Source organism: Streptosporangium sp. NPDC005286 (assembly GCF_040607515.1).
Lineage (GTDB): Bacteria > Actinomycetota > Actinomycetes > Streptosporangiales > Streptosporangiaceae > Streptosporangium.
In genome coordinates this window covers 1-16,868 of sequence record NZ_JBEXGU010000103.1, presented here as the reverse complement: position 1 = coordinate 16,868, position 16,868 = coordinate 1, and the positions used below count along the sequence as shown (strand labels likewise).

At 69.2% G+C, this 16,868-nt stretch carries 15 protein-coding genes; 3 read left to right on the top strand and 12 right to left on the bottom strand.

Features of this window, described 5'->3' with window-relative positions; genetic code table 11:
- Positions 1-23: 23 nt before the first annotated feature.
- Both ABZU75_RS30170 and ABZU75_RS30165 read right to left on the bottom strand, forming a co-directional pair.
- Positions 24-980 (bottom strand): WYL domain-containing protein, encoded by a 957-nt coding sequence (locus ABZU75_RS30170; protein ID WP_355561346.1) that lies wholly within the window; start codon positions 978-980, stop codon positions 24-26.
- The gene (locus tag ABZU75_RS30165) at positions 977-1,933 is read right to left on the bottom strand and encodes a WYL domain-containing protein (RefSeq protein WP_350919276.1); all 957 of its coding nucleotides are present in this window, start codon (positions 1,931-1,933) and stop codon (positions 977-979) included. The genes ABZU75_RS30170 and ABZU75_RS30165 overlap by 4 nt, the downstream gene beginning before the upstream one ends.
- Before the next feature lie 39 nt (positions 1,934-1,972).
- On the opposite strand from ABZU75_RS30165, the gene ABZU75_RS30160 reads away from it, so the two are divergent.
- Complete coding sequence (locus ABZU75_RS30160) at positions 1,973-3,070, top strand: DUF3866 family protein (protein ID WP_355561342.1); 1,098 nt, start codon at positions 1,973-1,975, stop codon at positions 3,068-3,070.
- Between the two features lie 75 nt (positions 3,071-3,145).
- On the opposite strand, the gene ABZU75_RS30155 is transcribed toward ABZU75_RS30160, so the two are convergent.
- The 8 genes from ABZU75_RS30155 to ABZU75_RS30120 all read right to left on the bottom strand — a co-directional run bounded on the left by ABZU75_RS30155 (position 3,146) and on the right by ABZU75_RS30120 (position 11,403).
- The gene (locus tag ABZU75_RS30155) at positions 3,146-4,222 is read right to left on the bottom strand and encodes a transposase (RefSeq protein ID WP_355561339.1); all 1,077 of its coding nucleotides are present in this window, start codon (positions 4,220-4,222) and stop codon (positions 3,146-3,148) included.
- 179 nt (positions 4,223-4,401) lie between these two features.
- Positions 4,402-5,298 (bottom strand): FKBP-type peptidyl-prolyl cis-trans isomerase, encoded by an 897-nt coding sequence (locus tag ABZU75_RS30150; RefSeq protein ID WP_355561336.1) that lies wholly within the window; start codon positions 5,296-5,298, stop codon positions 4,402-4,404.
- A 142-nt stretch (positions 5,299-5,440) separates the two neighbouring features.
- The gene (locus ABZU75_RS30145; RefSeq protein ID WP_355561333.1) at positions 5,441-6,391 is read right to left on the bottom strand and encodes an FKBP-type peptidyl-prolyl cis-trans isomerase; all 951 of its coding nucleotides are present in this window, start codon (positions 6,389-6,391) and stop codon (positions 5,441-5,443) included.
- Between the two features lie 95 nt (positions 6,392-6,486).
- Positions 6,487-7,845 carry a Pup--protein ligase gene (gene pafA, locus ABZU75_RS30140; protein WP_030904553.1) on the bottom strand — a complete coding sequence of 453 codons (1,359 nt, stop codon included), beginning with the start codon at positions 7,843-7,845 and terminating at the stop codon, positions 6,487-6,489.
- A gap of 162 nt (positions 7,846-8,007) precedes the next feature.
- Positions 8,008-8,643 carry a hypothetical protein gene (locus tag ABZU75_RS30135; protein WP_355561330.1) on the bottom strand — a complete coding sequence of 212 codons (636 nt, stop codon included), beginning with the start codon at positions 8,641-8,643 and terminating at the stop codon, positions 8,008-8,010.
- Positions 8,644-8,766: 123 nt separating this feature from the next.
- Entirely contained in the window at positions 8,767-9,579 is an 813-nt protein-coding gene (gene prcA / locus ABZU75_RS30130) for a proteasome subunit alpha (RefSeq protein ID WP_355561327.1), read from the bottom strand.
- Positions 9,580-9,604: 25 nt separating this feature from the next.
- A complete protein-coding gene (gene prcB, locus ABZU75_RS30125) occupies positions 9,605-10,423 on the bottom strand; it encodes a proteasome subunit beta (protein WP_350919446.1) in 819 nt (272 codons plus the stop codon).
- A 770-nt stretch (positions 10,424-11,193) separates the two neighbouring features.
- Positions 11,194-11,403 (bottom strand): ubiquitin-like protein Pup, encoded by a 210-nt coding sequence (locus tag ABZU75_RS30120; protein WP_030904562.1) that lies wholly within the window; start codon positions 11,401-11,403, stop codon positions 11,194-11,196.
- A gap of 330 nt (positions 11,404-11,733) precedes the next feature.
- Here ABZU75_RS30120 and ABZU75_RS30115 point away from each other — a divergent pair, with 330 nt between their 5' ends.
- Entirely contained in the window at positions 11,734-12,528 is a 795-nt protein-coding gene (locus ABZU75_RS30115; protein ID WP_350919244.1) for a serine/threonine-protein kinase, read from the top strand.
- A 202-nt stretch (positions 12,529-12,730) separates the two neighbouring features.
- Positions 12,731-13,618, top strand: coding sequence for a serine/threonine-protein kinase (locus tag ABZU75_RS30110; protein ID WP_355561322.1), 888 nt, complete (start codon positions 12,731-12,733; stop codon positions 13,616-13,618).
- Between the two features lie 156 nt (positions 13,619-13,774).
- Here ABZU75_RS30110 and dop read toward each other — a convergent pair whose 3' ends face one another.
- Together dop and ABZU75_RS30100 are read right to left on the bottom strand one after the other, a co-directional pair.
- Positions 13,775-15,289, bottom strand: coding sequence for a depupylase/deamidase Dop (gene dop, locus ABZU75_RS30105; RefSeq protein WP_350919239.1), 1,515 nt, complete (start codon positions 15,287-15,289; stop codon positions 13,775-13,777).
- Positions 15,290-15,376: 87 nt separating this feature from the next.
- Positions 15,377-16,510 carry an acyltransferase gene (locus tag ABZU75_RS30100; protein ID WP_355561319.1) on the bottom strand — a complete coding sequence of 378 codons (1,134 nt, stop codon included), beginning with the start codon at positions 16,508-16,510 and terminating at the stop codon, positions 15,377-15,379.
- Between the last annotated feature and the right edge of the window lie 358 nt (positions 16,511-16,868).

The window sequence follows — 16,868 nt, the reverse complement described above, 5'->3', positions numbered from 1 at the left end:
GTGGAAAATCCTAGTCCCGCACGTCAGGAGACCGACTCGTAACGATTCAGCGCGGCCGTCGCGGCGGCGCGCACGCTCGCGTCCAGCGAGGCGGGCGAGATCACCCTGCCGGTGTCGCCCAGGCGCAGCGCCAGGCGTACCACCCAGCCCTGGTCCCTGGCGCGCAGCGCCACCCGCACGCGGCCCTCACCGAGCTCGGTGACCTCCTCGCACGGGTAGTACTCGGCGACCCAGCGGCCCGCGGCGGTCAGCTCCAGCTCCACCAGCTCGTCGGTCGGCGAGGGCCGGAACACCCCGGGCGTCACCTCGTCCGGCACCGCGTCGGCGGGCGGGTCGGCGGGCACGTCGAGCATGTCGACGGAGAGCATCCGGTCCAGCCGGAACAGCCGGACCGCCTCGGCCCGGTAGCACCAGCCCGACAGGTAGGGACGGCCGTCCACGACGACCAGGCGCATCGGGTCGACCTCGCGCGGGGTGATCTCGTCGCGCCCCGGCACGTAGTAGCGCAGCGACAGCCGTCTACCGCGCCGCAGCGCCTCGTTGACGCTGGGCAGCGCGTCGGGGGCGGCGTCGACCTCCACCGCGACCTGGCTGCTGACCGCCGCCGCGCCCTCGCCCGAGGCCTGCTCGAACTTGGCGATGACCCGGGCCAGCGCGTCGCGCTCCCCGAACTCCGGCATCTCGGCGAGCAGGCGCAGCGCGACCAGCAGGGCGCTGGCCTCGTCCACCCCCAGCCGCAGCGGGCGGGCGATGGTGTCGGCGTTGTCGATGACGATCTCCCCGCCGTCCCACGACACGTCGATCAGGTCGCCGGGGGTGTGGCCGGGCAGCCCGCACATCCACACCAGCTGCAGGTCGTCGATGAGCTGCTTCTCGCTCAGGCCGAAGATCTTCGCGACCTCGGGCACCTGTGCCCCGGGGTGCGACATCAGATAGGGCACCAGCGCCAGCAACCTGGGCAGGCGATCGGCGGTGCTCACGCGAGTGCTCCCTTCAGGCGGCAGATCACCGCGTCGCGGGCGTCCGGCGGGCCGACCACCTCCGCGTCGGCGGCGAAGCCCACGATCCACCCGGCCAGCCGGCCGGTATCGGTGAAGTCGACCTCCAGCTCGTCCCATCCGTCGCCGGCGGGCCGCACCGCCTTCGCCACCTGGCGCAGTCCCTGGCAGGTGTCCTGCCTGACCCGGACCAGGGCGGTACGCTCCCGGACTGCGGCGTCGCTGTAGACGACCATGGACTTGATGTCGACGCCCTCGGGCACCGTCACGGAGCCCGGGCGGCCGACGGTGGTGACCGCCCCGCCGATCCGGCTGAGCCGGAAGACCCGCGGCGCGTCCCGGTCGCGGTCGTGACCGACCATGTACCAGCGGCCACGGCGGCTGACCACGCCCCACGGCTCCACGGTGCGGGTCAGCACGTTCTGGCTGGCCGCCGCCCGGTAGGCGAAACGGACCGCCCGCCGGTCGCGCACGGCCTCCCAGAGCGCGGGGAAGGACGGATCCTGGGTGTCGACGCGCAACTCCAGTGCCCCGCCGAGCACCCCGTACGCCTCGTCGGTCTCCACGCCCCCGGCGCGCAGCTTCAGCAGCGCGCCACTGGCCGCCTCGGCCAGGCTGGCCCGTTGCCACACCTGGGCCGCCAGGCCCACCACCGCGGCCTCGTCCGGTTCCAGGGTGATCTCCGGCAGCTCGTAGGCCTGGCGGACGATCCGGTAGCCGGGATCCTCCTCCCAGGGGTCCTTGTGGACCTCGATCGGGATGCCGATCTCGCGCAGTTCGTTCTTGTCCCGCTCGAACATCCGCTGGAAGGCCTCGTCGTTGTCGGCGTCGTAGCCCGGCACCGCCTGGCGGATGTGCTCGGCGCTGAGCGGCCGCCGCGTGGCCAGCAGGCAGATCACGAGATTGAGCAGCCGCTCGGTCTTCCGGCGCGACATCCGGCCTCCTCCCTGTTCAAGTGACGCTACCCTTCCCCCGTGATCAGATGGCGCAGGGGCGAGGTCGTACGGATCCGGCGCGAATGGCCGGGGGCAATGGAACTCGACGTGACCACCGAGGACGGCGAGGCGCGCGCGCTCGCCTATCCGGCCCTGGTGGGACGCCCGGAGCCCGGTGACGTGGTGCTGCTCAACACGACCGCGCTCGCGATGGGTCTCGGTACGGGAGGTTACGCCATGGTGGTGGCTGTTCCCGACCGATTGCCACAAGATCCTCAAGGTCCCGGACACCTGGTGAAGGCACGCTACACCCCGTTGCAGACCACCGTACTCGGCGCGGACGAGCAGGACTCGCCCTTCCACCACCTCCTGCGTGACGCCGACTCCGTGGACGGCATGCCGGTGATCGTCGCCGACCTGCACTCGGCCCTGCCGGCGATTCTCTGCGGCCTGTACGGCTCGAATCCGCCGCGTACCGGGGAGTCCGGCGGGCCCCGGCCCGCCAGGGTCGCCTACGTGATGCTCGACGGGGGCGCGCTGCCCGCCTGGTTCTCCATGTCGTGCGCGCGACTACGAGAGACCGGCTGGCTGTGCGGGGTGGTCACGGTGGGCCAGGCCTTCGGCGGCGACGTGGAGGCGGTGACGCCGCACACCGGCCTGCTGGCGGCCCGGCATGTCCTGGGGGCCGACGTCGCGGTCGTCACCCAGGGGCCGGGCAACCTGGGCAGCGGCACCCGCTGGGGCTTCTCCGGCGTCTCGGCCGGCGAGGCGGTCAACGCCGCCGCCGTCCTCGGGGGCCGCCCGGTCGCGGCGCTGCGGGTCAGCGAAGGCGACCTGCGCGAGCGCCACATCGGGGTCTCGCACCACTCGCTGACCGCCTACGGCCGGGTGGCGCTGGCCCCCGCCCAGATCGCCGTACCCGTGCTGCCCGGCGACTTCGGCAGGCGGGTGACCGAGCAGTCGCGCCCGCTCGCCGCGCGGCACGAACTGATCGAGGTGCCGGTGGACGGGCTGTATGCGGCGTTGCGGGAGTCTCCGGTCAGGCTGTCGACGATGGGCCGTGGCCTGGACGAGGACCTGGCCTACTTCCTGGCCTCTGCCGCCGCCGGACGCCACACGGCCTCGCTGCTGTCGTAGAAATCATTGAAGGTCAGCTTCTCGCCCCTGAAGGGATCGAGCTTGCAGCTCTTTACCATACCTGGCAGGTACGGTTCAGGCCGCGTCGTCGGCAGCGTGACGCACTGCCCGGCGACCGATGTTGATCGCCGCGAAGTAGTCCGCCGGGCCAGCGAGCCCGCACGAAACACACCGGAACCCATCCCGGGTAGGACGATTCCGCCTGTCGAGGTGGCCGCACCCAGGGCAGGTGCGGGAGGTGTTACGCGGATCCACCAGCCGCACCGCTACCCCGGCCAGGGCGGCCTTGTACGCCACGAACGTCCGTAGCTGATGGAAACCCCACGAGTGCAGGTCGGCACGCTGAGCCTTACGAACCGTGACCCGCTCCCGAATGCCCGAGAGGTCTTCCAGGGCGATCCCAGAGCGGGTGTCTTTGGCCTTGCCGACCAGCTTCTTGGCGATGACATGGTTGACGTCCCGGGCGAAGCGGGACTCCTTGCGGCGGCGCTTCTTCAGCAGCCGTTTGGCGGACTTGGTGCCCTTGGCCTGGAGCCGGGCCCGTAGGCGGGCGTTACGCCGCCGCACCGCCCGCACCCCCTTGCCGCTGTAGGACTTACCGGTGGAGTCGGTGGCGAGGTTGACGATGCCCAGATCCACCCCCAGCCACTCCTTGGGCTCCTCCCCTGGGGGTGGTGCGGGGACGTCGACGACCACGGCGAGGAAGAACACCCCGTCGCGGTAGACGAGGTCCGCCTGCCCCCGCAGGACGGCTCCCTCGCTGTTCAGCCACCGGCCCTGGTAGAGAACGGGCACGACGACCCGGCCGCTCAGGGTCAGGAGAGCGACCGCCTCAGGGCCCTTCCACGTCAGGATGCGCTGGTCGTAGGCGACCGCCCCCAACTCCCGAAAGACCGGTTTGATGGTCTTGTCGCGTTTGTAGGCCTCGCAGGCCTTGGCGATGGAGCGGACGGCCATTTGCGCCGACAGGCCGAACTCGTGGCGCAGGCCGGTGTAGACGAGCTTCTGCAGGGCGATCTTGTTCGCGGTGCGGTGGGCGAACGCGATCTCGGCGGCTCTGGTCGCGGCGGCGTTGCAGGCGCGCATCGTCGCCAGCAAAACCTGCCCCTGCTCGGGCGAGGGCGCGAGTTTCAGCATCTCCGTCACCAGCACGCATCGAGTCTGTCACTCACCGCTACCGGGCGGCACCGTTTTCCACGTCTCCTCCCCGCCGTGAACGACAGGGCCTCCACACTGCAGTTCCGGTGAAGTACCGCCACCTTGTCGAGGTCATCACCGCTCACAGCCCGGATTGTAGGTGGGGGCGGCAAAGGTCACGCCCGGCGCACGGGTCAGTAGGCGGCCAGCACGTCGACGACGAAGACGAGCGTCTCGCCGGGTTTGACGGACGGCGGCAGACCGTTCTCGTAGCCGAACCTGGGCGGGACGATCACCAGGACGCGGCTGCCCACCGGGACGCCGACCAGAGCCCGGTCCCAGCCCGCGATGACGCGGCCCTTGCCGATCTGGAAGGCCTTGGGCTGCCCCGCCGCCCAGGTGGAGTCGGAGACGTCTTCGCCCCAGACCCTGCTCTCGTACTGGGTGACGATGAGCTGTCCCGCACGGGTCTCGGCCCCGGCGCCCCGGACGAGGATCTTGCTCCTCAGGTCGGCGGGAGGCGCGGTGCCCGGCAGGGAGATGACCGGCCGCCCGCCGGAGGCTCCGGTGACCCTGACCCCGTCGAGGACCCCGCCCCCGCCCTTCGCGGTGGCGTCGGGCGGGAACGCGCCGAGCACGTCGACCACGTAGAACAGCCCGTCCTCGGCGGTCATCCCGCCGGGCGGGTTGGGGCCGTACGCCTCCTCCGGCGGAACCGCGACGACCACCCGGCTGCCGACCTTGTGGCCGCGCAGGGCCTTGCCCACACCGGTGATCGTCTGGTTCAGCGGAAAGGACGCCGGGGCGCCCTGGTTGAAGCTGGAGGCCAGCAGGCGGTTGTCCTTGCCGTCCCACACGTGCGCGGTGTACTGGGCGACGACCAGGTCGTTCCCCCCGATCTCCGCGCCGGTGCCCGTCATCAGCTCGGTGAATTTCAGGCCGCCGGAGGGCGCGCCCTCGGGAAAGCGCACGGTGGGCCTGTCACCGAAGTTCCCGAGCACCTCGACCTCCGGCCCCGCCTGCCCGTTGCCGGAGGCGCAGGCGGTGACCAGCACGAGCGAAAGCGCGACGAGCAGTGCCGTGGGACGCATCCGAACTCCCGGGGCCGGTGGCTGCGCCAACCCTAACGCCCTATTGGGAGAATTGTCAGTAGCTGGAGATCGCGATCGGAAAACGCGAACCCGGCCGTGCGCGCACGGCCGGGTTCGGGGGTGAGTCGCTCCGCAGGGAGCGTCAGTAGGCGGCCAGCACGTCGACCAGGAAGACCAGGGTGTCGGTTCCCTTGATCTTGTCGCCGGAGCCCGCCTTGCCGTAACCGAGGTCCGGCGGGATGCTCAGCAGCACCCGGCTGCCCACGGGGACGCCGACCAGACCCTGGTCCCAGCCCTTGATGACCTTGCCGGTGCCGATCTGGAACATGATCGGCTGAGCACCACGGGACCAACTGCTGTCGAACTCGACGTCCGAACCCCAGATCTTCCCGGCGTACTGGACCAGGATCGACTGACCGGACTTGACCTCGGGCCCCGTGCCCTTGATCACGGTCTTGGCGACGAGTTCCTTGGGCGCCTTCTCCTTGGTCTTGGTGGTGAGCTTCGGCGCGGTCTCGCCGCCCGGGTTCTCCACCTTGACGCCGGCGACGCCGGGGTCGGTCGCGGTGCCCTTGGCCGCGTTCCCCTCGGGGACGCCGACCACGTCGACCACGAAGACCTGCGACTGACCCGCGGGGGCCTGCGCCTGCTGCTCCTTGGGCAGCGCGTCCTTGGCCACGACGGACATGAACCTGCCGCCGCTCTTGGTCTCGGCGAAGCCCTTTCTGAGGATCTCCGGGACCTGCTCGTTGAGCGTGATGACCTGCGGGCCGCCCTCGTCGTAGGTCGAGCCCGCGAGCTTGTTCTCCTTGCCGTCCCAGGCGAAGACCGTGAAGTTGGCCACCACGTTGGTGCCGAGCTTGGCGGCCTCCCCCGCGGTGCCGGGGGTGAGCACCTTGTAGGAGGAGGTCTCGACGACCTTGGTCGGGAAGGCCACGTTCGGCTTGGCGCCGATCTCCCCGGTCACCTGTAGCTCGGTGACTCCGCTGCCGGCGGAAGTGGAGGCGCCGGTGGTCGCGTCCCCTCCCGAGCCGCATGCTGCGGCGAACATCAGAGGCACTGCGGCCAGTACGGCCATGCTGCGGCGGCGCATAGGTATCCCTCAAGCAGACGTCAGGTTCGCGCCACACTACCCGTACCGGCATACGGAGGAGGTAAGCATGCAAGGAGCTTGCCGAAGCGTGACCATCACATTCCGGCGATGAGCTTGTCCACCCTCTCGTCGACACTGCGGAAGGGATCCTTGCACAGCACCGTGCGCTGTGCCTGGTCATTGAGTTTCAAGTGCACCCAGTCGACCGTGAAGTCACGGCGCTTCTCCTGCGCCTTGCGGATGAACTCCCCGCGCAGCCGGGCACGGGTGGTCTGCGGCGGCACCGACTTGGCCTCGAAGATCTTCAGATCGGAGGCCACCCGCTCCACCGCGCCACGCTTCTGCAGCAGGTAGAACAGGCCACGGCGGCGGTGCACGTCGTGGTAGGCGAGGTCGAGCTGGGCGACCCGGGGGCTCGACAGCGGCAGATCGTACTTCTTGCGGTAGCGCTCGATCAGCTGGTACTTGGTCACCCAGTCGATCTCGCGGGCGACCTTGTCGAGGTTGCCGGTCTCGACCGCGTTGAGCGTGCGCTCCCACAGTTCCAGCACCCGGTGGCTGATCTCGTCGCCGCCGCGGCGGTCGACGAAGTCACGGGCCTTGGAAAGGTACTCCTCCTGTATCTCCAGCGAGGACGCCTCCCTGCCGTTGGCCAGCCGGACCCGCCGCCGCCCGGTCATGTCGTGGGAGACCTCCCGGATGGCCCTGATCGGGTTCTCCAGGGACAGGTCACGCATCACGGTGCCCGCCTCGATCATGCGCAGCACCAGGTCGGTGGCGCCGACCTTGAGCAGCATGGTCGTCTCGCTCATGTTGGAGTCACCGACGATGACGTGCAGGCGGCGGAACCGCTCGGCGTCGGCGTGCGGCTCGTCACGGGTGTTGATGATCGGGCGTGACCTGGTGGTGGCGCTGGAGACGCCCTCCCAGATGTGCTCGGCCCGCTGGGAGACGCAGTAGACCGCCCCACGCGGGGTCTGCAGCACCTTGCCGGCCCCGCAGATGATCTGCCGGGTGACCAGGAACGGGATCAGCACGTCGGCCAGGCGGCCGAACTCGCCGTGCCGGCCCACCAGGTAGTTCTCGTGGCAGCCGTATGAGTTTCCCGCGGAGTCGGTGTTGTTCTTGAACAGGTAGATGTCGCCGGCGATGCCCTCCTCGCGAAGACGCTTCTCGGCGTCGACGAGGAGGCCCTCCAGGATGCGCTCGCCCGCCTTGTCGTGGGTGACGAGCTCCACGACGTTGTCACACTCGGGGGTGGCGTACTCGGGGTGACTGCCCACGTCGAGATACAGGCGCGCCCCGTTGCGGAGGAAGACGTTGCTCGATCGGCCCCAGGAGACGACACGGCGGAATAGATAACGCGCTACCTCATCGGGTGACAGCCGCCGCTGCCCCCTGAATGTGCAGGTGACGCCGTACTCGTTCTCAAGCCCGAAGATGCGACGATCCATTGCCTCACACTATTCGCCGAACCCCTCTCGTGGGAGGGATCATGGGGTTTTCGGTCGTACGGCTTATGCCCCGGGCTGTGAGCTGCTAAGCGCGGACGCGTCTCGCACCCGGGTCATCGCCGGGTGCGAGCGATGCGCGGGCGCCGGGCTCGGTGAACCGGATCAGCCGCCGCCCTGCCAGAAGATCTCGACAACCTTGGTGATCCTGCCGTTCTCCGTGGTGATCAGGGCCGGCCGGTAGAGGCCCTCCACCCCGGCCAGGGACGCCGCCTCCTTGACGTTGTCGATCAACGTCTGGCGGGTGCACTTCTCGGTGCCGAGGTTGGTGGCCTTGTCGTAGGTCTGCGACGAGCCGTCGCAGCCACTGTCCGCGAGGAACAGCACGTCCTCGGCGATGGGCGCCGCGTAGCGGGTCACGTCGCCTTCCTCGGGGCCGTCGAAGTGGCCGTCCTCGCCACCGCTCTGGGTGAAGCGGATCGGCCGGTACTCGGCCACGCCGCCCTTGTCCACGTCGGTGAGCCAGCCGCGTAGGACCCCCTCGAAGGGGGGCGGGCTGCCCTTGCTCCAGTCGTGCTCGGGAGCGGCCTGGAACTCGGTGCCGAAGATTTCGGGGGTGGCCGCGGGACTGGAGGAGGCGGCGGCGTCGGGCGCTCCGGTCGAGGGGGCGGAGGAGGAGGCAGGAGCCGGCGTCTCAGCACAGCCGGACATCAGTACCACGGCTGCGAGCAGTGCGAGCGCGGCGGGACCGGCCGAGGGGAGGGTGAGCCTGGCCCAGGCTCGGGGGGTGGCGTTTTTCACACAGACTGTGACCATCGGTGAGTGGGTTCGGTTGTCAGGAGAAGAAGTGATCCAGGACACACCGAGAGCGCCGCCCCGGGCAGGGCGGCGCTCTCCCGTCTCATGGTCGACCGGCGGGCCCGGTCAGCCGCTCGCCCCGGTGTCGATGTCGCCGTCGGGCGCGGTCGGCGGGGCACCGGGCGTCTCGGGCGCGGAAAGGGGACTCTCCGGCTGCGCGGGCTGGACGGGCTGGGCGGGCGCTTCGGCCGCGGGGGCCCCGGCGGACAGCAGGCGTTCCAGCCTCGGGCCGCTGAACCGCAGGAACTTGCGGTGCGGCCGGTTCCGGTCGAGGACCGCGACCTCCAGCTGGCTCGCGGGGAAGCGTTCGCCGCCCGGCTCGGTCAGTGCGAACAGCGCCGCCTCCAGGGCCTCCGCCAGCGACAGGCCGTCGCGGTAACGCTCCTTGAGCCGGCCGGCCACCGCCTCGGCCTGGCCGCCCATGGCCACCAGACCCGCCTCGTCGAAGACCGAGCCGTCGAAGGTCAGCCGGTAGATGTGGTCCTCGTCGGAGGAGTCGCCGACCTCGGCGACCACGATCTCCACCTCGAACGGCTTCAGCGACTCGGTGAAGATCTGGCCGAGGTTCTGCGCGTAGAGGTTGGCCAGGCCGCGGGCGGTGACGTCGTCACGGGCGTAGGTGTAGCCGTTGATGTCGGCATAGCGGATGCCGCCGAGGCGCAGCGCCTCGAACTCGTTGTAGCGGCCCACCGCGGCGAAACCGATCTTGTCGTAGATCTCGCTGATCTTGTGCAGGGCGCGGGACGGGTTGGGCGCGACGAACAGGATGCCGTCCTCATACTGCAGGACGACGACACTACGGCCCCGCGCGATCCCCTTGCGCGCGTAGTCCGCCTTGTCTCGCATCTGCTGCTCGGGCGAGACATATCCAAAAGGCATGGACACCTGGGGTGATCCTCTCGTGTTAGCGCAGCGGGGCGGTGGGGCCGTCGGGGAAGTTCGTTCTGGAGTCGATCACGGTCCGGACGAACTCACCCACCTCCTCGTCGGGGAGTCGGCGGTATCCGTCGGCGGTGATCACCGCGACGACGGGCCAGATCTTGCGGATCACATCGGGGCCGCCGGTCGCCGAGTCGTCGTCGGCCGCGTCGTAGAGGGCGTGAACGAGCGTCAGCACGGTGTCCTCGGGCGAGGCGCCCTCGCGGTAGAGCTTCTTCAGCGCGCCCCGCGCGAAGATCGAGCCGGACCCGATCGCGTGGTGCTGGTACTGTTCGTAGGGGCCACCGCCCACGTCGTAGCTGAAGATCCGGCCGCCGTCGACATCGGGGTCGTAGGCGGCGAAGAGCGGCACGACCACGAGCCCCTGCATCGCCATCGGCAGGTTGCCGCGGATCATCGTGGCGAGCCGGTTGGCCTTACCCGCCACCGAGAGGGTGCGACCCTCCCGCTTCTCGTAGTGCTCGAGTTCCACCCGGTAGAGGCGGGCCATCTCGATCCCGGTGCTCGCCGTCCCCGCGATGCCCATGCCCGAGTAGTCGTCCGTGCGGAACACCTTCTCCATGTCGCGCTGGGAGATGATGTTTCCCGAGGTCGCCCGGCGGTCTCCCGCGATCACCACGCCACCCGCGCATATCGCCGCGACGATCGTGGTGGCATGCGGGATCTGGTCGCCCACCGGGGTCGCCAGAGTCTCGTTACGGCCAGGCAACAAGTCCGGCGAATGGGACCTGACAAACTCGGTGAACGAGGAGCTCCCGGTGTCGGTAAAGATATGGTTCACCATGCCGGCGGGCAGGTCCCTGTGCGATCCCACGCGACTCCCTCCAAAGGTGCAGTCCTTTAAGGCCCGACCTTACTCATCTTGCCGTCCTGCTTGCACTTCCCTGGATCAGCTCAGCGCGAACCCACCTCCGCCGGGCTTTTGAATCTTTACGGGTGACCACATCCGTGTGGTGGCCGGGCGTCGCGACATGCCGGCCCCCTGGCCTGCCTCCGGACACGCGGGCGAGCACACCTCGATGTCGACGCCGGGCGCAAACCGCACGGCCCGCCCCCGGACACGCGGGCGAGCACACCTCGATGTCGACGCCGGGCGCAAACCGCACGGCCCGCCCCCGGACACGCGGGCGAGCACACCTCGATGTCGACGCCGGGCGCAAACCGCACGGCCCGCCCCCGGACACGCGGGCGGGCGGGCCGGAGACCCACCCGGTACCCGGGCCCCCTCCTCCCGCCGCTCCGCTCTCCCGCCCGGTAGATCGAGCGGAAGCCACCTCGCTCGGCGAACGTCCGACCGACGTCGGCCTCGATGACGTCCCTCGGTAATGCCATGCCTCGGTTTCGGCCGGTAGCCGCGCTCGCCGCCGTGGTTCTTGACCTCGCCGGCCCTCTTCATCCAGCTGCGACAGGGCTTGCGGTGAGAAGTCAGTCCATCTGGTCGTGCCCGGTCACGGCTGAATTCGGCCCACGGCCTGGTCGCCTGGTATCTCCGACGATATTCGCGGCCGGCGGAAACCTCCGGCCGCTCCCTGGTGGCTTTTCCCGCGCGGCCCCCTACTCCCCGCCCTTTTGCACGTAGCTTCGAACGAATTCCTCCGCGTTCTCCTCAAGAACCTCGTCGATCTCGTCGAGGATCGCGTCGACGTCGTCGGAGAGCTTCTCGTGACGCTCCTGGACGTCGGAGGTCTCCGCCGCGGCGGTCTCCTCGACTTCCTTGTCGGTCCGGCCGGTCTGCTTCTGGCCGCCGGTGTCCTTACTTGCCATGTGTGGCACCTCCGCTTGGGGGACGCATCTGACTCATATCTTCCCCGAACCGGACGACATTGCGCGCGGATCGTCCCGCGATCTTTACGGGAGCTCCCCTGCTCCGTCCCGGGGTACCTCCCCCGTCAGGAAACCTCCCCGGGGGCTCCGCGGCAAATCCCCTCCGCCCCGTTCTCCTGGAGGAGATACCGCCCGACTCGGGCGTGCCACCGCCCTGGTCGGCCCTGTGTGACCACCATCACCCTCGAATCCGGAGTTATCCGGCGCCCACGGGAAGGTGGGGAACGTTCCAAGTAGGCCTACCGGGTGGAAAACTGCGATCATTGAGGGGTGAGCACCATCATCGCGCGCAGGTACAAGCTCGTCTCCCGCGTCGGCCAGGGGGCGACCGGCGTCGTCTGGCGCGCATACGACCTGCTTCTGGAGCGAGAGGTGGCCCTCAAGGAGATACCCCTGCCACCTGGACCCGCCGCGGCCGAGCAGCGGCGGCGGGTGGTCCGGGAGGCGCGGATGGCGGCACGGCTGAGCCACCGTGGCATCGTGACGGTGCACAACCTGACCGAGGAGGCCGAGCGCCTCTGGATCGTCATGGAGTTCCTGGAGGCCCTCACGCTGCACGACACGCTCGTGCAGGCGGGCCCGCTCCCGGTCGACCTGGTGGCGGCGATGGGGTGCCGCCTGCTGGAGGCGCTGCGGCACGCGCACGACGGCGGAGTGATCCACCGCGACATCAAACCGGCCAACATCATGCTGACCGGTGATCGGGTGGTGCTGGCCGACTTCGGGTTCGCGGCGCCGGAGGGTGCGGCGACGACCTCGATGCGGGGCACGCCGGCCTTCATCGCGCCGGAGGCGCTGCAGGGCAGGGGTGGCACCCGCGAGGCGGACATGTGGTCGTTCGGCGCGACGCTCTACATGGCGGTGGAGGGCAGGACCCCGTTCCGTACGGTGAACTCGATGGCGTCGCTGGTGGCGGCGCTGCGAGAGCCGCCGCGCGCGCCGAAGCGGGCGGGCGCCCTGGAGCCGGTGCTGCGCGGGTTGCTGCGCAAGGATCCACGGGCTCGGCTGAGTGCCGAGCGGACCTCGAAGATGCTGGAGGACGTGCGCTGTTTCAGCGCGGCCTGACGCGTTTCGCGGCGCCTTCGCCGACTTCTGGGCAATTTTTCTGATTACATAATAGGGATTTAAGGACGCGGAACAAAATTCCATCATGCCCATGCAACTAAATTGTTACACATAATTACCATAAGTAACCACATAGTGCACCGTTCCAGGTGAAAATATGAATCAGCTGAGGGGCCCGGCTTCTATGTGCAACAGGTGATTCATGGGAACAGGTGCAGGAAAGGTACGCCCACTGGGTGGGCGTTATCACCTGACCTCGCCGATCGGGCAGGACGGCATGGGCATTGTGTGGCGTGCCCATGATTCCCTGCTCAGGCGGAATGTGGCGATCAAGGAAATCCAGCCGCGGTTCGGCGAATACGGGGCGGACATGCGCGACGCGCGGCGGCGAGCCCTGCGCGAGGCGCGCTCGGCCGGGCGGCTGAACCATCCGGCGGTGATCTCCGTGCACGACCTGCTTGAGGAGGACGGGCGGCTCTGGATCGTCATGGAGTTGCTGGAGGCCCTCACGCTCAAGGAGACGGTGCGGCACATGGGCCCCCTGCCGATCCACTGGGTGGCGTGGATCGGCTTCCAGTTGCTGGGCGGGCTGCGCCACGCGCACGGGGCCGGCGTCCTGCACCGGGCCATCAACCCGCGCAACATCCTGCTGACCGGCGACCGGGTGGTGCTGGCCGACTTCGGAATCGCGGCGCTGCACCGTGACTCGGGCACCTCCACGACCCTGCCGCTCACCCACGCTCCCGCCTTCATCGCGCCGGAGCGGCTACAGGGCGGCTCGCCGACCCCGGCGGGCGACCTGTGGTCGTTCGGGGCGAGCCTGTACTTCGCGGTGAAGGGCCGGCCGCCTCGATCCGGTCACCGCGCGCCGACGCCCCAGGGCTCGGCCGCCGACGGGAACCCGGAGACGACGGTACGGGCGGGAGCGCTGCGTCCCGTCCTGGAAGGGCTGCTCCGGCGCGACCCGGCGGCCCGTATCAGCATGGGGCAGGCGGGTCGCATGCTGTCGGCGGTCCTGCACGCGGAGGGCGTGGCTCTGGCCCGGCCGCGACTGCCCGCGGCACGGCTGCCACCGGACGCCTACGCGTAGCGCCTCGCGCCCGCTTTCGACCGGGCGGGCAGGCCGTACGGCACCTACCGATCACCACCGGGCCGGGCAGCCGCTTCCGCACGGACCTCGTGTGGCAGGTGGGGACAGCCCGGATCGAGAGGGAGGCCGCCGGGAGCCTCCCCCTCGGGAGCGCCACTACTCACCGGTCAGCGCCGTCACCAGCTCCGCGGCGGTACGGCAGCGGTCGAACAGCTCGCCCACGTGTGCCTTGGTACCGCGCAGCGGCTCAAGGGTGGGGACACGCTGCAGCGACTCGCGGCCGGGGATGTCGAAGATGACCGAATCCCAGGAGGCCGCGGCCACCGACTCGCTGTACTGGCTCAGGCAGCGGCCTCGGAAGTAGGCGCGGGTGTCGTTGGGCGGCACCTCGACAGCCCGCTGGACCTCTTCCTCGGTGACCAGGCGCTGCATGCGGCCCCGGGCGACCAGCCGGTTGTAGAGCCCTCGGTCGGGGCGGATGTCGGAGTACTGAAGGTCGACGAGTTGCAGGCGCGGATGCGACCAGGGAAGGCCGTCGCGGGTGCGATAGCCCTCCAGGAGCTCCAGCTTGGCCACCCAGTCAAGCTCCCCGGACAGCTGCATCGGGTCATCCGCCAGGCGGGTGAGAACCGACTCCCAGCGCTCCAGGACGTCCTTGGTGGGCTCGTCCATGCCGTTGACGCTGCGTTCCTCGGCATACTTGCGCGCGAGTTCCAGGTATTCCATCTGGAGCTGCACCGCCGTCAGCCTGCGGCCGTCGCGCATGGAGATCTCGTACTTGAGCGTCGGGTCGTGCGACACCGCGCGCAGCGCCTGGACCGGGTTGTCCACGGTGAGGTCACGGGTGAAGTAACCGTCCTCGATCATGGCCAGGACGAGCGCGGTGGATCCCAGTTTCAGGTAGGTCGAGATCTCCGACATGTTGGCGTCACCGATGATGACGTGCAGGCGACGGTACTTCTCCGGGTCGGCGTGCGGCTCGTCCCGGGTGTTGATGATCGGCCGCTTGAGCGTCGTCTCCAGGCCCACCTCGACTTCGAAGAAGTCGGCCCGCTGGCTGATCTGGAAGCCCTCACCCCGGGAGTCCTGGCCGATGCCGACCTTGCCCGCGCCGGTGACGACCTGCCGGGAGACGAAGAACGGCGTCAGGTGCCTGACGATGTCGGCGAACGAGGTCGCCCGGCGCATGAGGTAGTTCTCGTGGCAGCCGTAGGAGGCGCCCTTGTTGTCGGTGTTGTTCTTGTAAAGCTGGATCGGGGCGTTGGCCGGCATCGCCGAGGCGCGAACCGCCGCGTCGTGCATCACCCGCTCGCCTGCCTTGTCCCAGATCACCGCCGCCCGAGGGTTGGTGCACTCGGGAGTGGAGTATTCGGGGTGGGCATGGTCCACGTACAACCGGGCCCCGTTGGTGAGGATCACGTTCGCCAGGCCGAGGTCCTCGTCGGTCAGCTGGCTCTGGTCGGCCACCTCCCGCGCGAGGTCGAACCCCCGCGCGTCGCGCAGCGGGTTCTCCTCCTCGAAGTCCCATCGCGCGCGCCGCGCTCTGGCCGCCGAGGCCGCCAGATAGGCGTTCACGACCTGAGAGGAGGTCACCATCGCGTTGGCCCCCGGCTGTCCGGGCACGGAGATGCCGTATTCGGTCTCGATGCCCATCACCCGCCGTACCGTCATGCGCACCCTCTGTTCATCAGGGACTGTTTCTCTCCGAGGTATCTATTCCCGACCCTAGACCCTTCACTATGCCCGGTGGTCGGACAGTTATGGCACCGAAGCCTTTTCGCCCGTTGCGAGGGGGATCGAGGAGAACCCGGGAGGCTGTGCGGGCGACGCCTGTGCGGCCTTCCTGTGCCTTCTCGACTTGACGAACTCCTGAAGGGGACGCTCGGCCACCCGATACACCAGGTAGGAGAACGCCATCGCGGCCAGCACGGTGACCAGGGCGGTCAGCGGCGGCGGCAACGTGTCCCGCAGGGCCGGGACGATCAGGACGGCGGCCGCGGTGTGGAAGAGGTAAAGCGGGTAGGTGAGCGCGCCCAGGACCACCAGGCCGCGCCAGCGCAGCCACCGCAGCCAGCCGAGCGCCACCATCGCCATGAGTACGTAGAAGCCGACCACCGTGGCGACGACGGCCCAGTCGGGCACGGGCATCGCGGCGTAGCCGACCTTCTCCACGCGCCCGGCCACCCGGTCGAGCGCCGCACTGACGGCCAGGCCGCCACTGATCCCGGCCGGACACCACAGGACCAGCCTCGGACCGAATCTGGTCATCAGGAAGAACGCCATGCCACCGACGAAGTAGGCCGCGTACTTGGGCATGATCACAAGTTCGACCCACGCCTCATCGCTTCCCGCGAAGAAACCCGCGGCCAGGAGCCAGACGCCCATGAAGGCCAGGCAGCGGTTGAGCGTGACCCCGGTGATCACCAGGATCGAGATCAGCACGTAGAAGCGGAGCTCCACCCAGAGCGACCAGTAGACGCCGTTGGCGTCATAGACGCCGAAGGCCCGCTGGAGCATGGTGAGATTGACCCCGTACTCGCCGAGGCTGAGCTTGGGGTCCAGGGCCGTGGCCGCGGTCAGCCCGTAGACCGCGGCGGTGACCACCACGCTGACCCAGTAGGCGGGAAAGAGCCGCACCAGCCGGGAGAGGGCGAACGCCCCCAGGCCCCGGCCCCAGATGCTCATCAGGATCACGAAGCCACTGATCATGAAGAACAGCTCGACACCGAGGATGCCGAGTCCGGAGATCGTGGAGATCGCCGGGAACAACTTGGCGGGACGGTCGCCCCACACCGAGGCGAAGGCGATGAAGTAGTGGAAGGCGAGCACCGCCATGGCGGCGGCGAAGCGCAGGAGGTCGAGTTCGGCGAGGCGGCCGCTTCCCCGAAGCACCTCGCGAGACCCCGTGCCGGTCACCTGACGGCCGGGCCGGAATGTTCACGCACGCCACTTGGACGACGCTTCGATCATTCGGGTTCCCTGTGACGGCTGTTGATTTCCGGTCACTTTCGGGATGGATGTGACTGGAGATACGGGTGGTGCCGGGTCCGCGCAGCCGAATACGAGTGACGGCAAGTCAAAAAAACAACAAAGTCCCCCAATGCCACCAAACATCGCAAAAGTAGACAAAAACCTGGCGAGACACCGACGGCGCGGCCCCCGAGGGAGGCCGCGCCCGCGAGGGGGGCCCCGGGCCCGGTTTTTAGTTATGAAAGGGGGTTGGGGCCCGGTGGGTTGTTAGGCCCGCCGC

Bases quoted from the DNA above. Each gene is read 5' to 3' on its own strand.
- ABZU75_RS30165 (WP_350919276.1), bottom strand. From the start codon at position 1,933: ATGTCGCGCCGGAAGACCGAGCGGCTGCTCAATCTCGTGATCTGCCTG.
- ABZU75_RS30150 (WP_355561336.1), bottom strand. From the start codon at position 5,298: ATGCGTCCCACGGCACTGCTCGTCGCGCTTTCGCTCGTGCTGGTCACC.
- ABZU75_RS30145 (WP_355561333.1), bottom strand. From the start codon at position 6,391: ATGCGCCGCCGCAGCATGGCCGTACTGGCCGCAGTGCCTCTGATGTTC.
- pafA (WP_030904553.1), bottom strand. From the start codon at position 7,845: ATGGATCGTCGCATCTTCGGGCTTGAGAACGAGTACGGCGTCACCTGC.
- prcA (WP_355561327.1), bottom strand. From the start codon at position 9,579: ATGCCTTTTGGATATGTCTCGCCCGAGCAGCAGATGCGAGACAAGGCG.
- prcB (WP_350919446.1), bottom strand. From the start codon at position 10,423: ATGGTGAACCATATCTTTACCGACACCGGGAGCTCCTCGTTCACCGAG.
- ABZU75_RS30120 (WP_030904562.1), bottom strand. From the start codon at position 11,403: ATGGCAAGTAAGGACACCGGCGGCCAGAAGCAGACCGGCCGGACCGAC.
- ABZU75_RS30110 (WP_355561322.1), top strand. From the start codon at position 12,731: ATGGGAACAGGTGCAGGAAAGGTACGCCCACTGGGTGGGCGTTATCAC.
- dop (WP_350919239.1), bottom strand. From the start codon at position 15,289: ATGACGGTACGGCGGGTGATGGGCATCGAGACCGAATACGGCATCTCC.